The sequence below is a fragment of the Streptomyces albidicamelliae genome (assembly GCF_025642175.1).
Classification (GTDB): Bacteria; Actinomycetota; Actinomycetes; order Streptomycetales; family Streptomycetaceae; genus Streptomyces; species Streptomyces albidocamelliae.
Genome location: NZ_CP106795.1, coordinates 929,835 through 943,979 on the forward strand (window position 1 = coordinate 929,835; position 14,145 = coordinate 943,979).

Sequence of the window (14,145 nt, forward strand, 5' to 3'; positions counted from 1 at the left end):
ATGAGTGCCTTCCACAGCGGGCCGCCGCACAAGATGCACGCGGACGAGCCCGACCTCGACGCCCCCCTGGTCCAGCGCCTGATCGCCCGCCGGTTCCCGCAGTGGGCCGGACTGCCGGTACGGCGTCTCGCGTCCTCCGGGACCGAGAACGCCATGTTCCGGCTGGGCTCCGAGCTGGTGGTACGGCTCCCCCGGCGCCCGGGAGCCGTACCGGACGTGGTGCGGGAGCAGCACTGGCTGCCCCGGCTCGGTCCGTTGCTGCCGGCGGCCGTGCCCGAGCCGCTCGGGGTGGGCGAGCCGGATGCGGGATTCCCGTGGCCGTGGTCGGTCTACCGCTGGCTGGACGGCCGCAACCCCGTGGCGGGAGCCGTGACGGAGCCGGAGCGGCTGGCGGAGGACCTGGGGGCGTTCGTGCGGGCGCTGCGCGACGCCGATCCGCAGGACGGTCCGCCGGGCTACCGGGGCGGGCCTCTGACGGACCGGGACGAACCCACCCGTGCGGCCGTCGCCGCTCTGGCGGGCAGCGTCGACACCGGCGCGGTGACGGCCCTGTGGGAACGGGCGCTGGGCGCCCCCGCCCACGCCGGCGGGCCGAGGTGGGCCCACGGCGATCTGTCTCCCGGGAACGTGCTGGTCGGCGGCGACGGCCGGCTCCGCGCCGTGATCGACTTCGGCACCGCCGGGATCGGCGATCCGGCCGTGGACCTCGTCGTCGCCTGGAACCTGCTGCCCGCGAGTTCCCGGGGCACCTTCCGCGCGGCCGTGGGCGCGGACGACGCCGAGTGGGCGCGCGGACGGGGCTGGGCGCTGTCGATCTCGCTGATCCAGCTGCCGTACTACCGGGACACCAATCCGGCGCTCGCGGAGAACTCCCGGCATGTGATCGCCGAGATCCTCGACGAGGCCGGACGGGCGTCCTGATCCCCGCTACTCCCCCGCGTACGCCCTGTCGAGCGCGGCGACGTCCAGCTTGCCCATGGCCATCATGGCCTTCGTGGCCCGGTCGACCTTCGCCCGGTCCGGGTCGTGGATCATGTCGGCCAGCCGGGCGTAGACGACCTGCCACGAGACGCCGTACCGGTCCTTGAGCCAGCCGCACGGGCCGGGCTCGCCGCCGTTCTCCGTGAGCTTGGCCCAGTAGTGGTCGATCTCCGCCTGGTCGGCGCACAGGATCTGGAAGGAGACGGCCTCGTTGAAGGTGAACTGGGGTCCGCCGTTCAGGGCGACGAACCTCTGTCCGTTGGCGGTGAACTCGACCGTCAGCACCGAGCCGGTCTCTCCGTACCCGGAGTCGGTGTAGTGGCTGACCCGGCCGATGCTGGAGTTCTTGAAGACGGACACGTAGAACTCGGCGGCCTCCTCGGCCTGGCCGTCGAACCAGAGACACGTGGTGAATCCGTCGGTGGTCATGGGCACCTCCTGGGCGTGGAATGCGTTCGTCTGTACCGACCCGTTCCCGGTGCGGAACTCATCGGCAGTCCGCCAAAAACACCCGCGCGGGTGAACGGCGGGTCCGCCTAGCATCCGGATCATGACCTCTTCGCCTGCCGAGAGCATCGAGCCGTTCCGCCTGTCCGTCCCGCAGAGCGACCTCGACGACCTGTACGACCGCCTCGACCGCACCCGCTGGCCCGCCGAGCTGCCCGGCGCGGGCTGGGAGTACGGCGTACCGGCCGGCTACCTGCGGGACCTGGTGCGGTACTGGCGGCACACCTACGACTGGCGTGCCGCCGAGGCGGAGCTGAACCGGTGGCCGCAGTTCACCACCACCATCGACGGGGCGAACGTCCACTTCGCCGAGGTGCGCTCGCCCGAGCCGGACGCCACCGCGCTGGTGCTGACCCACGGCTGGCCGGGCTCGATCGTGGAGTTCCTGGACGTGGTCGGCCCGCTCACCGACCCGGTGGCGCACGGCGGCGACGCGGCGGACGCCTTCCACGTCGTCGTGCCGAGCCTGCCGGGCTTCGGGCTGTCCGGACCCACCACCGAACCGGGCTGGGAGGCGGGCCGGGTGGCCGACGCCTGGGCGGAGCTGATGCGGCGGCTCGGCCACGAACGGTTCGGGGTGCAGGGCGGCGACTGGGGCGCGGCCGTCTCCCGGGAGCTGGGCCGGGCCCACCCCGACCGGGTGATCGGCGTCCATCTGAACCTGCTGCCCGGCGGCCAGGCGGCCACCGAGCCGACCGAGGAGGAGCTGGCCGGACTGGGCCCCGCGGAGCGGGAGCGGACACTTCGGTCCTGGCGCCGCTGGGCGGAGTGGTCGCGCGAGGGCACGGGGTACGCCGTCCTGCAGTCGACCCGGCCGCACACCCTGGCGTACGCCCTGACGGACTCCCCCGTCGGCCAGCTCGCCTGGATCGTGGAGAAGTTCCGGGAGTGGTCGGACTGCGAGGAACTGCCGGAGGAGGCGGTCGACCGGGACCGGCTGCTGACCAACGTGATGCTGTACTGGCTGACCGGTACGGCCGGGTCGTCGGGCCGTATCTACTACGAGCGGGCGCACGCCGGCGGCCGGACCGCCCGGCCGGCCGAACCGTCCGCGGCGCCGACGGCGCTCGCGCTGTTCCCGGCCGAACCGCAGGTCGCGCTGCGGCACAAGGCGGAGCGGACCGAGAACCTCGTGCGCTGGACGGAGTTCGACCGGGGCGGCCACTTCGCGGCCATGGAGGAACCGGACCTGCTGGCCGGCGACGTCCGGGCGTTCTTCCGGCAGCTGCGCCGGACCTGACGTCAGGCGGCCAGGGCGAGCCCGTCGTAGGGGCGGCGCGGCACGGCGGCCGGGCGGCGGTACGGGGCCGTTCGGCGGGCCAGCTCGCCGTGCACCAGCGACAGCAGGTCGCCGAGGCCCAGGCCGAGCGCCTGGGCGGCGGCCGCGAGGACCTCCGAGGAGGCCTCCTTGCGGCCGCGCTCGACCTCGGACAGATAGGGCAGCGAGATCCGGGCCGCCTCGGCCACGTCCTTGATCGTGCGTTCCTGCGCCCGCCGCTCCCGGCGCAGCACCTCGCCCACCAGATCGCGCCACAGCGGTTCTCTCGGCCCCGCCTCCGGGGGCGCCGGCCGGCCCGCGTCCGGTCGGGCGGGGGCCCCTCGCAGCGGGATCACCCGGGCTTCGTCGCTCACCTGATCGCTCACCCGGATCAGCCTAGGAGCCGGGGCTCCCGGATCAAGGGGCGGGAGTTGCGCCGAGAGGGAAACCGCCGGGGACGCATGCTCGGCGTCACCGGGGGTACGCGAGGAGTGAGCGCTCCGCCGAGAAGGCATGAACCTCCGGATGAGGGGTACCGGGGAACACGCGCCTTAAGCAGAATTCGGAAAGAAACGGACACCGAGGCCGCAGGTGCAGTAGTCGTCGAACCGTGACTTTCGTGGGAGAGGCAATGAAAACCGCCGGGATCCGGTCGCAAGCAGAGGTCGCCGAGAAGACCGAGCAGCACAGGACGGGCGAGGGATCACTGCCTGGGATCGCGGACCCCAAGACCGTCGCTCCGCGTGACGCGCGTGAGCTGTCCCGCCAGTTCTTCCGCCGGCTGGCCGAACTGGACGAGGGGACGCACGAGTACCAGTACGCGCGCAACACGCTCATCGAGATGAACATGTCGCTCGTGCGGTTCGCCGCGGGCCGGTTCCGCAACCGCGGCGACGACATGGAGGACATCGTCCAGACCGGCATGATCGGCCTGATCAAGGCGATCGACCGGTTCGAGCTGGCGCGCGAGGTCGAGTTCACGTCGTTCGCGCTGCCGTACATCGTCGGCGAGATCAAGCGGTTCTTCCGGGACACCACCTGGGCGGTGCACGTACCGCGCCGGCTCCAGGAACTGCGGGTGGAACTCGCCAAGGCGCGCGAGGAGCTGTCCAGTCGGCTGGACCGCGACCCCACGGTCGCCGAACTCGCCACGCTCATGAACCTCTCCGAGGGTGAGGTGGTAGAGGCCCAGCTCGCCTCCAACGGCTACAACTCGTCCTCCCTGGACGCCGCGCTCACCGGTGACGGGCCCGAGCACGGCGAGTCCGTCCTCGCCGACTTCATCGGCGTCGAGGAGGAGGGCCTGCGGCTCGTCGAGGACTTCCACGCGCTCGCGCCGCTGATGGCGGAGCTGAGCGACCGCGACCGGCAGATCATCCACATGCGCTTCGTCGAGGAGGCCACGCAGGCGGAGATCGGGGAACGGCTCGGCTGTTCCCAGATGCACGTCTCCCGGCTGATCAAGCGGATCATCACCCGGCTGCGCGAGGGGATGCTCGGCGAACTCGGCTGCGCCTGAGACACGGGTAAGGGGCGGACCGTCCGGTCCGCCCCTTCGTGCGCTTCCCTGCCGGCCGTGGCCGGCCGGTCGGCCTTCAGCTCTGGGCGGTCAGCGTTTCAGCTCGAAGCGGGCGCGCACGCACTTGCCCACGGGCACCCGCTCCACCGTGACCGCCGAGGCGAGGGCGTGCACGATCTCCAGACCGTGCCGTCCGACGCGCTGCGGGTCCTTCGGGTAGCGCCGGGGCAGGGTGCCGCTGCTGTCGTAGACGGACACCGTGACCGTGCTGTCGGTGCCCTCCAGCTCCAGGATGTACGGGCCCTCGCTGTGCCGGTCGGCGTTGGTCACCAGCTCGCTCACCATGAGAAGCAGCTCACCGTCGGCACGGCTGTCGGTGGCCGCGCACCATTCCGTGCGCAGCTGCGCCAGGAACTGGGCGGCGAACGCGCGCGCCTCCGCGATGCATCCGGGCTCGCCGGTGTAGTGCGCCGCGCGTCGCAGCGGCTCCACGGGTACGTCGAAACCAGTCGGTATCACTGCCCCGCCCAGGTGTTCGGTCATGCTGTCTCTCTCGGTAGGCCCGCTCCGGCCGGCCGCTCGCTGTTGCACCAGTCCCCTTACCCCGAGTCCGGCCCGGCAGTCCCACGTTCGCCAAGCGCGCACAGTGGCGATGCTCACGGCGACGGCCGGGCGTGTGGATCCGCCGCTCATACCGTAGGCGACACGGTCCGTGGCGACTCCGGCGGCGTGACGCTACCGGACCGGGAGGTGAACGTGGACGTCTCGGCCGGCACGGAGCCGGGGGTCGGGGCGACCGGCTCGGTCGCGGACTGCTGCTGAGAGGTAGGCGTCTTGGACTCGGGGGTCTTCGACTCCGGCGTCTTGGACTCTGGCGTCTTGGACTCCGGCGTCTTGGACTCGGGGGTCTTCGACTCCGGCGTCTTGGACTCCGGCGTCTTCGACTCGGGGGTCTTGGACTCGGGGGTCTTCGACTCTGGCGTCTTGGACTCGGGCGTCTTGGACTCGGGCGTCTTGGACTCCGGCGTCTTCGACTCGGGCGTCTTGGACTCCGGCGTCTTGGATCCCGACTCCGGCGACTTCGACTCGGAGGACTTCGACTCCGAGGGCTTGGACTCGGACGGCTTGGACCCCGACGGCTTGGACCCCGACGGCTTCGACTCGGACGGTGAGGCGGATGACGGGGACGATGGGGACGACGGGGACGTGGAGGAGTTCGGCGGCGAGGTCGGGGAGCCGCTCGGCCTCGGCGCGTTCCAGGGGTTCTTCAGCACCGGCGGCTGGGCGTGGCGGTCGTGCCGGCACTCGTGGTCGCCGCGCTGCCGGTGGATCCAGTCGTCGTGGCGGGTGTCGAAGAGCACGAAGACCTTGACGGGCCTCGCCGCGGGCGTCACCACGACCACGCGCGCGGGGCTGTACGCCGACCAGCGCTGCCCCACGATCTTCGGTGTGGCCCGCTGGGCGACCGGAGGGGTCAGCGGGTTGCCGCTCGCGCAGCGCACCCGGGGCACGCCGTGTCCGTCGACCAGGACGGCGGTGCCCGCCTGGAGCACGGCCTGGTAGGCGGTCCCGGATCCGGGACGGTAGCCGTGGTCGGTGACGCGGGTGTCGACACGCAGCTGGACGGGGGTCAGCGAGCGCAGATAGGCCGGCACGCCGGACGGCTGGACACCGGAGGCGGAGGCGAAGGACCGGTTCTTGGCCGGGTCCGCCCGCAGGTAGGCGATCTGCTTCTCCACGTCGCAGGCGGGGACGTTCTTGGTGCCGGTGTACAGGCCGGGCGCCCCGCCCTCGACTCCGCGCACCTCGTTGGCGGCTCCCGTGGTGGGCATGGCGGAGACGGCCGGTTCCGGGGCGGCGGAGTTCTGCCTGGCGGTCGACGGCGTGTACGGGTCCTGCCCCGTGCTGCCGGCGGACTGCAGGAAGACCTCGCCGCCCTTGGCGGAGGAACCACCGCCGCCACGGGTGAAGACGACCGCCAGGACGACGGCGACGATCACCGCCGCGGTGGCGGCGACCACGCGGGGCACGGACCTCCACCACGGTCCGTGCGGTTCCTTCCGGGGGCCGGTGCCCCCGCCGGGCGGCTGCGAGGGAGGCGGTCCGGCGGGCGGTCGGTTGGATCCCGACAGGGGCCCCGAGGGCGGTCCGGTGGGGGGGCCGGAGGACGGAGGGTCGACGCTCACGAGGCCTTCTTCCCGTCGCGGTCGTCGCGCTGCGCGGCTCGTGCGGCTTTTCTCGGTCACACTCTGTCTGCTGCATCCGGGTGCACGTTGATCCCATTGTGTGTCGCAGTCGGGTGACGCTCGCAAGCCGACGCGGACGGCCGGCCCTCCCGGCGGGCGCGGTCCCCGGAAGCTGCCTAGCGTGTCAGGCGTGAGCTCTCCCACCGTCTCCGAGCGCCCGGTCGCCCGTCACGGCTGGGTCCAGGCCGTGCGCACCGTACTGGTCGCCCTCGCGGTCATGACGCTCTCGGCGGCGCTCGGGCTGTGGGCGGCCGGGGCCGCCGATCTGCCGGACGGCGCGTTCCCGAGGGTGGTCGCGGCCACCTTGGTGACGGCGGTCGGCGGCAGCATCGAACTGGCGGGCGACGCGGGCGCGCTGGCCGAGTCACGGGCCGGGGTCACCGTGATGCCGCTGTCGGTGACGCTCGCCGGCGCGCTGCTGCTCGGCTGGGGCTTCCTGCGCCCGCTGCGGCACCGGGCGGTCGCCTCCGTGCGGGAACTGGCCGGCTGGGCCGCAAGGATCGCGGTGCTGTGGCTGCTCGCCCTGGTCGGTCTGGCCCTCGGCGCCCGGCAGACCTTCGCCGTCGACATGGGCAGCGGCACGCTCAGCGATCTCGCGGGACTGTTCGGCGCGGCACCGAAGGTGGGCTTCGCCGCGAACGTCCCGCTGACCGTGCTGTTCGGGCTGCTCTGGCTCGCCGGGGTGCTCGTACTGGCGCTGGCGGTCGCACGCGGAGCGCCGCTGCCGGGGCGGCTGCTGCGCTTCCAGGAGACGGTGCGACCGGCGGCGCACGCGATGGTCGTCCTGCTCCTCGCCTGCGTCGCCGTCGGACTCGTCACGGCACTGGTCGTCGCGGCCACACGGGGACACGCGGCCACCACCTTCGCGCTGATCCTGCTGGGCCTGCCCAATGTGGCCTGGCTGGGCTTCAGTCTCGGCCTCGGGGCCACCTGGGACGGCCGCGTCGACGGCCCGTTCGGGCTGCCGCTGCCGCATGTCCTGGACGCCGTCCTGCGCACCCCTGACGTCTCGGAACTGAACCTGAGCTCCCTCACCGACTACGACGGCCGGTACGCGTGGCTGGTCGTCGTGGACGCGCTGCTGCTGCTCGCCGTCGCGTTCCGGACGGCGGTGTGCGCACCGGCCCGGGTCCGTCTGTGGCAGCACGCCGTGCGACTGGCCGTCGCGCTGGCCCTGACGGTGCTGATGATCTGTCTGACCGGGCGGATCTCGGCGCACTACGCGCTGTCCCTGCTCGGCATCGGCGACCTGGGCGGCGGGCTGTCCGGGGAACTGTTCCTGCGGCCCCGGCTGTGGCAGGCGGTGGCTCTGGGCGCGCTGTGGGGGCTGGTGACCGGCTTCCTGGGGGCGCTGGCGGCCCACGCGGTGCGCCGCGGGCGCGGAACGGGCGGGCCCTAGGCCCGGAACACGGGGTCGGCCCAGCGCGGGGGCGCGGGCACGGTCGGCGCCGGGCGGTCCGGTCCGCTCGCCGCGGGCGGGGACGCGGGTGTGGGCACGGGCGTCGGCTTGACGGTCGCCTGCGGCACGGGGGACGCGGGCGGGGCGGCCACCGGTGCGGGCGTTCCGGTCGCGCGCAGGGCGGCGACGAAGTCGAGGCAGGTGTCGTACCGGGCGTCGGGGCTCTTGGCGAGGGCGCGGGCGAAGACGGTGTCGACGGCCGAGGGCAGGCCCGGCCGGGCACCGCTCGGCGGGGGTGGATCGTCGTACTGGTGGGCCCAGAGCAGCGCCATGTCGTCCTCGCGCTGGAAGGGCGGGCGCCCGGTGAGGACCTCGTGGACGACACAGGCAAGCCCGTAGACGTCGCAGCGGCCGTCGACCGGGCGGCCGGAGATCTGCTCGGGCGCCACGTAGTCGAGGGTGCCGACGAACTGGCCGACGCTGGTGAAGCCGGTCAGGGACAGCGACTTCTTGGTGAGCCCGAAGTCGGTGAGGTACACGTGCTCGGGGTGGTCGCTGTCGGTGCCCGCGGCGATCAGGATGTTGCCGGGTTTGACGTCCCGGTGCACCAGACCGTGTTCATGGGCGGCGTCGAGGGCGGAGGCGACCTGGGCGCTGATCCGCACGGTGTCCGCGAGCGGCAGCGGACCGCGCAGGTCGAGCAGGTGGCGCAGGTCGCTGCCGGGGACGTAGCGCATGGCGATGTAGAGCACGCCGTCCGTCTCGCCGGCCTCGAACACCGGCACGATGTGCGGATGGTCGATCGCGGCGGCGACCTGGGACTCATGGGTGAAGCGTCTGCGGAAGGTGTCGTTGCGGGCGAGTTCCGGCGCGAGCAGCTTGAGCGCCACCGTGCGGTCCAGGCGCAGGTCGCGGGCGCGGTAGACGACGGCCATGCCGCCGCGGCCGACCTCGCTCTCGATGAGGTAGCCGGCCACCCGGCGGCCGATCAGCTCGGAGGGGCGCCCGCGGAACAGGCTGGTCTCCCCGGCCATCAGCGCTCACCCTCGGGTGCGGCGAACCGGGTCGAGGCGTGCCCGGCGGCCTCCGTGTCGGTGATCTCCCGGTCGGTGGCGTAGGCGTTCAGCCGGCGACCGTCGCCGTACATCCACCGCTCCTCCCGCGCGTCGTAGATCCACATGGACTCGCCGTCGACGACGATCCCGATCCGCAGGCCCGCGGTGCGGTCGTGGAAGTCCTCACCGTCCAGGCCGCCGGCGGCCAGTTGCTCGACCGCGGACCGGTAGTCGGCGAGGGCCTGTTCGACCCGGGCCAGCAGGGGCCGCGGATCGGCGCTGCCGACCGGGCCGTCGCCGGCCGGCGGGTCCTCGGGGACGGTGACCAGGAGGCGGCCGTCGACCCAGGCGCCCCAGCCGTTGGCGCACAGGATGTGCCCCCAGTCGCCGCGCCGTTCCACGAGCTGGACGGGCAGCAGGGGGTCCAGCGGCACGGTGGGCCGGGCCGGGTCGGGAGCCTCCCAGGCGGGCAGTCCGTGTGCCGGGACGACGTGCGTGGGCCGGAATCCGGGGCCGGGCGCTTTGGTCATCGGGCCGCCCGCTTCCGCATCACGGCCGGTTCGTGCCGGCGCAGCAGCCGGGCGACCGCGAACCCGTAGAGGGCGGACAGCACCAACAGCATGCCCAGGTCGAGCAGCCAGACGCCCGTCGAGTGCCGGAACAGGGGGTCGGCCGTCAGGTCGCCGGGCACCTTCCGGGAGAGCCCGACGGTGCCCGCCATGGCGCCGAGCGCCCAGCGGGACGGCACGAGCCAGGAGAGCTGTTCCAGGCCGGGCATGCCGTCCAGGGGGAGCAGGGCACCGCAGAAGACGACCTGGACGATCGCGAGCAGCACCAGCAGCGGCATCGTCACCTCCTCCTTGCGCACCAGTGCGGAGACCAGCAGGCCGAGCATCATCGCCGTGAACGCGAGGAGGGCGACGGCGAGGGTGATCTCGGCGAGCGGGGGCAGCAGGACGCCCCTGCCGCCGGGGGCGCCGAGGTCGACGCCGAGCAGCGCGACCAGGGTGAGGACGACGGCCTGCGCGACCGTGATCGTGCCGAGCACCGCGACCTTGGACATCAGGTAGGCGGATCTGGGCAGCCCGACGGCGCGTTCGCGGCGGTACACGGCGCGTTCCTTGACCAGTTCGCGTACCGCGTTGGCGGCTCCGGTCAGTACCGCCCCGACGCACAGGATGAGCAGCGTGTTCATCGCCGTGTCCCGCACGAGCGCGCCGCCCGCCAGGGCCCGGGCCATGGCGCCCATGACGAACGGCAGGGCGATCATGATCAGGAGGAAGGTGCGGTCGGCGGCGAGGACGGCCGTGTACCGGCGGACCAGGGTGCCGAACTGCGCCGCGGCGCCGCGGGGGCGGGGCGGTGGCGCCGGCGCGACGGCAGCCGGTCCGGGGTGGTGGGGCTGGGTGGTGGCGTCGGTGACGTAGTGCCGGTGGAACGGCGACTCGCGATACTCCCGGGCCCAGTCGCGTTCCGGGTCGCGGTCGAACGCCTCGAAGGCCTCGGGCCACTGCTCGAAGCCGAAGAAGGCGAGGGCGTCGCCGGGCGGCCCGTAGTAGGCGACCTTGCCGCCGGGGGCCAGCACCAGGAGGCGGTCGCAGACACCCAGGCTCAGCACGCTGTGCGTGACCACGATGACCGTGCGGCCGTCGTCGGCGAGGCCGCGGAGCATGTTCATCACCGAGCGGTCCATGCCCGGGTCGAGACCGGAGGTGGGCTCGTCCAGGAAGAGCAGGGAGGGCTTGGTGAGCAGTTCGAGGGCGACGCTGACGCGTTTGCGCTGGCCGCCGGAGAGGGTGTGCACGGGTTGCTCCGCGCGCCGTTCGAGGCCGAGTTCACGGATCACCTCGTCGACCCGGGCGAGCCGTTCGGTCTTCGCGGTGTCCTCCGGGAAGCGCAGTTCGGCGGCGTACGACAGGGCGGCGCGGACGGTGAGCTGGGGGTGCAGGATGTCGTCCTGCGGGACCAGGCCGATGCGTCCGCGCAGTTCGGCGTAGTCGCGGTAGAGGTCGCGGCCGTCGTACAGGACGGTGCCGCGGTCGGCGGGGCGCTGCCCGGTCAGGGCGTTCAGCAGGGTGGACTTGCCGGCGCCGCTCGGGCCGACGACCGCGAGCAGGCACTTCTCCCCGACCGGGAAGGACACGTGGTCCAGCAGGACGGTGTCGCCGTCGTCGACGGCGACGGTGAGGTCCTGGACGTCGAGGGAGACCTCGCCGGTGTCGACGTACTCCTGGAGTTCGTCGCCGACCAGGCAGAACACGGAGTGCCCGACGCCGATGGTGTCGCCGGGGCCGACCGGGGCCTCGGTGGTGGCCCGGCCGTTGAGGTACGTGCCGTTGTGGCTGCCGAGGTCGACGATGTCGTAGGTGCCGTCGGTGTGCGCGCGCAGTTCGGCGTGCCGGCGGGAGACGGTCAGGTCGTCCACGACGAGGTCGTTGTCGGGGGCCCGGCCGATGCGGATGGTGCGTTCGGGCAGGGGGCGGACGGTGGCGGGCCGGCGGAAGGTGCCGGTGAGTTCGGGCATCGACACGGCGGAGGGCCGGTCCGGGGCGGGTTCGGGGGCGCCGGTGAGGACGGCGCGCGGTCCGTCGGTGGGGTTGCCGAAGCGGATCTCGCTGCCGGGCCGTACGTCCCAGTGCTCGATCCTGCGGCCGTCGGCGTAGGTGCCGTTGGTGCTCGCCTCGTCCGCCAGGGTCCACCGGTCGTGGGCGCAGCGCAGTACCGCGTGGTGCCAGGAGACCCGGGCGTCGTCGAGCACGATGTCGCTCAGCGGGTCACGTCCGACGTGGTAGTCGTGACCCGGGCTCATCACCGTGCAGCCCGTGTCGGTCTCCAGGACGAGTTCGGGTGCCGTCGGGGCGACCGGCCGCTCCGCCATGGTCACGATTCTACCGATCAGTCCGCTTTCGGGCCTGTTCACCCGGACCCGCGGGAGGGCGGCCAGCCCGGCGACACGTGTCAGGCGACGGGCATGACGAGGGCCGGGAGGGTGCGCTGCATGCGCAGGGCGTCGACGGACTCGGCGAGCAGTTCGTACTCGGTGGTGTCGTCGTGGGCGGCGATCCGCACCAGGCGCCCGCCCGCGAGCTCGTCGGCGACCAGCTCCTGCCGGGCGTCGTCGGCGCACCAGGCCCGCAGCAGGGCCGGCACGTCCGCCACCGTGTCCGCCACCGGCACGAGCGCGCCCGCCGGGTAGGTGTCGTCCCCGGGACTCGGATCGAGCCGCTCGGCGATCCACGAGGCCCGGTCCCGCAGCCACCACAGCGCCAGAGCCAGGGTGGGCGCGCGGTAGGTGCCGAGCGGTACGCCGATGCGCCGGCCGTCGCACATGCCGTATGCCGTGACATGGCACAGGAATTCGTCGTGCACGTCTCACTCCCCCGTCGCCTCGCCTGGTGGCCGGCCGGTCCTCGCTTTCCGCGCGGCCCCTGTGCGGTGAAGTGCCCCTGACGTTCGAGTATCGCCACTGCCGAAACAGAGTCACCACGACTTTCCGGCCAGTCTGTTGGCATATTCACCGTCCGTTCTGGCCGGAAATACACCGGCCGTTCGGAGTGCGGGCATGACGCCCGAGGTAATCGACCCGCCCGTGGCGCGCCGGGCATGGTGGTCCCACCGGATCGGCGGGACCTGGATCCGGGGCCCGAGCAGGAATGACGACCTCGATGGAGGGTGCATCACCATGTCCGCGCACACGAACCGTTACGAGAGTGCCGCCGCCCGCTACTTCGAGGCCTGGAACGCCACCGAGCCGGCGGCGGTCGAGAAGGCGGTAGCCGCCGCCTGGACTGCGGACGGCGGGTACACCGACCCGCTCGCCGAGGTCCGCGGGCACGCGGGGATCGCCGCCGTGATCGCCGCGGTCCACGAGCAGTTCCCGGGCTTCGTGTTCCGTCCGCTGGGTGCGGTGGACGGGCACCACGACACCGCGCGCTTCGGCTGGGAGCTGGTCGACGAGGCCGACGGCTCGGCACCGGTGGCCGGGTTCGACGTGGTGACGCTGGACGAGGAGGGCCGCATCCGGCAGGTGCTCGGCTTCCTCGACCGGGTGCCGGCGGGCGCCTGACACCGCCTGTCCGCGGAAGGGTTCGGCCGCGTGCGGCGGCCGGCCCCGTGGGACGGACCGGGGCAGCCACGCGCGGAGGGAAGGACCTGGCGACTTGACGATGTGGCGACATGTCGGCACCGGAGCGTGCCGGGCGGCTCGGTGGCCCTGTGCCGACGCGGGCGGCCCTCAGCCCCGGACCGTGTCCCGGTACCGGCGGGGCGCGACGCCGACCGTGCGTTTGAAGGCGTTGCTGAAGGCGCTCTCGGAGCCGTAGCCGACCGAGCGGGCCAGTTCCGCCACCGGGGTGGAGTCCTCGCGGAGCGCGCGGGCGGCCAGGCTCATGCGCCAGTTCTGCAGGTAGGTGAGCGGTGGCACTCCGGCGGCCGCGCGGAACCGGACGGCGAAGGTGGTCCGGGACATCGCGGCGGCCTCCGCCAGTTCCCGCAGCTGCCACGGCCGGGCCGGGTCGGCGTGCATCAGGCGCAGGGCCGGGGCCAGGCGCTCGTCCGCTAGGGCCCGCAGCCAGCCGGGCGGCAGCCCCGCGGACTCGTTCAGGCAGGCGCGCAGCACCTGGACGAACATCAGCTGGGCCAGATGGTCGCAGCTGAAGGCGGAACCGGCCCGGCCGCCCCTCATCTCCGTCATCAGCTGCCCGGTGAGCCAGCGCAGCACGGGTGCCTCGGTGGCGCCGGACCGCACGTGGATCAGGTCCGGCAGGGCCCGCCGCAGGAGGTCGCCGCCGTCCCGGCTGAGGTCGATGTGCCCGGAGAGGCACAGCACCTCCTCTCCCCCGCCGAGCGCGCCGACGCCGGTGTCCGGGTCCACGGCGACCTCGGCCGGGTCCGTCGGGGTGAGCGCCGGATCACTGCACAGCACGTAGGGACGCCGGCCGTCGGAGACGACGACGTCGCCCTCGGTCAGCGTCACCGGCCGGGCTCCCCCCTCGGCGACGAGCAGGCAGGAGCCGCGCGCGAGGACGTTGACCTTGAGCTTGTCGCGCCCCCGCAGCCGGATGGCCCAGCGGCCACCGGCCGTGAAACCGCCGGAGAACACCCCGCGGGCGTCGGCCACGGCGAGGGCGTCGGAGAGGGGATCGACGGACATGGTCGAACTATCGCGCAAGTAAGGCGCA

The 14,145-nt window shown here is 73.1% G+C and carries 13 protein-coding genes and 1 pseudogene; 5 read left to right on the forward strand and 9 right to left on the reverse strand.

All coding sequences use genetic code 11. The features are described from left to right. Nucleotides 1-921 carry an aminoglycoside phosphotransferase family protein gene (locus tag N8I86_RS04500; protein WP_263277155.1) on the forward strand — a complete coding sequence of 307 codons (921 nt, stop codon included), beginning with the start codon at nt 1-3 and terminating at the stop codon, nt 919-921. 6 nt (nt 922-927) lie between these two features. Here the strand turns inward: N8I86_RS04500 and N8I86_RS04505 are convergent, their stop codons facing one another. After that, nucleotides 928-1,410, reverse strand: coding sequence for a VOC family protein (locus tag N8I86_RS04505; RefSeq protein WP_073894416.1), 483 nt, complete (start codon nt 1,408-1,410; stop codon nt 928-930). A gap of 121 nt (nt 1,411-1,531) precedes the next feature. Here N8I86_RS04505 and N8I86_RS04510 point away from each other — a divergent pair, with 121 nt between their 5' ends. Beyond that, nucleotides 1,532-2,728 (forward strand): epoxide hydrolase family protein, encoded by a 1,197-nt coding sequence (locus tag N8I86_RS04510; RefSeq protein ID WP_073894418.1) that lies wholly within the window; start codon nt 1,532-1,534, stop codon nt 2,726-2,728. A 2-nt stretch (nt 2,729-2,730) separates the two neighbouring features. On the opposite strand, the gene N8I86_RS04515 is transcribed toward N8I86_RS04510, so the two are convergent. Continuing rightward, a complete protein-coding gene (locus N8I86_RS04515; protein ID WP_073894419.1) occupies nt 2,731-3,132 on the reverse strand; it encodes a helix-turn-helix domain-containing protein in 402 nt (133 codons plus the stop codon). 245 nt (nt 3,133-3,377) lie between these two features. Between N8I86_RS04515 and N8I86_RS04520 the strand changes: the two genes are divergently transcribed. Next, on the forward strand, nt 3,378-4,265 hold the full coding sequence (locus N8I86_RS04520) for an RNA polymerase sigma factor SigF (RefSeq protein ID WP_073894421.1): 888 nt from the start codon (nt 3,378-3,380) through the stop codon (nt 4,263-4,265). Nucleotides 4,266-4,355: 90 nt separating this feature from the next. Here N8I86_RS04520 and N8I86_RS04525 read toward each other — a convergent pair whose 3' ends face one another. Both N8I86_RS04525 and N8I86_RS04530 read right to left on the reverse strand, forming a co-directional pair. Next, nucleotides 4,356-4,808: an ATP-binding protein gene (locus tag N8I86_RS04525; protein ID WP_073894422.1), complete on the reverse strand. Its 453-nt coding sequence runs from the start codon at nt 4,806-4,808 to the stop codon at nt 4,356-4,358. Between the two features lie 452 nt (nt 4,809-5,260). After that, a pseudogene (locus tag N8I86_RS04530) lies at nt 5,261-6,451 on the reverse strand (DUF6777 domain-containing protein); the annotation flags it as partial. 190 nt (nt 6,452-6,641) lie between these two features. Here N8I86_RS04530 and N8I86_RS04535 point away from each other — a divergent pair. Continuing rightward, the gene (locus N8I86_RS04535) at nt 6,642-7,910 is read left to right on the forward strand and encodes a streptophobe family protein (RefSeq protein WP_263277156.1); all 1,269 of its coding nucleotides are present in this window, start codon (nt 6,642-6,644) and stop codon (nt 7,908-7,910) included. On the opposite strand, the gene N8I86_RS04540 is transcribed toward N8I86_RS04535, so the two are convergent. From N8I86_RS04540 to N8I86_RS04555, 4 genes are all read right to left on the reverse strand, one after another. Then, on the reverse strand, nt 7,907-8,944 hold the full coding sequence (locus N8I86_RS04540; protein ID WP_073894427.1) for a serine/threonine-protein kinase: 1,038 nt from the start codon (nt 8,942-8,944) through the stop codon (nt 7,907-7,909). The two genes, N8I86_RS04535 and N8I86_RS04540, sit on opposite strands and share 4 nt — an antisense overlap. Continuing rightward, nucleotides 8,944-9,495 carry a hypothetical protein gene (locus N8I86_RS04545; RefSeq protein WP_073894429.1) on the reverse strand — a complete coding sequence of 184 codons (552 nt, stop codon included), beginning with the start codon at nt 9,493-9,495 and terminating at the stop codon, nt 8,944-8,946. Before N8I86_RS04545 ends, N8I86_RS04540 begins: the two co-directional genes overlap by 1 nt. After that, a complete protein-coding gene (locus N8I86_RS04550; protein ID WP_073895298.1) occupies nt 9,492-11,843 on the reverse strand; it encodes an ABC transporter ATP-binding protein/permease in 2,352 nt (783 codons plus the stop codon). The genes N8I86_RS04545 and N8I86_RS04550 overlap by 4 nt, the downstream gene beginning before the upstream one ends. 80 nt (nt 11,844-11,923) lie before the next feature. Further along, nucleotides 11,924-12,334: a hypothetical protein gene (locus N8I86_RS04555; RefSeq protein WP_073894430.1), complete on the reverse strand. Its 411-nt coding sequence runs from the start codon at nt 12,332-12,334 to the stop codon at nt 11,924-11,926. A 313-nt stretch (nt 12,335-12,647) separates the two neighbouring features. Here N8I86_RS04555 and N8I86_RS04560 point away from each other — a divergent pair, with 313 nt between their 5' ends. Next, complete coding sequence (locus N8I86_RS04560; RefSeq protein ID WP_073894432.1) at nt 12,648-13,031, forward strand: nuclear transport factor 2 family protein; 384 nt, start codon at nt 12,648-12,650, stop codon at nt 13,029-13,031. A gap of 168 nt (nt 13,032-13,199) precedes the next feature. Here N8I86_RS04560 and N8I86_RS04565 read toward each other — a convergent pair whose 3' ends face one another. Next, nucleotides 13,200-14,117, reverse strand: coding sequence for an AraC family transcriptional regulator (locus N8I86_RS04565; RefSeq protein ID WP_073894433.1), 918 nt, complete (start codon nt 14,115-14,117; stop codon nt 13,200-13,202). Between the last annotated feature and the right edge of the window lie 28 nt (nt 14,118-14,145).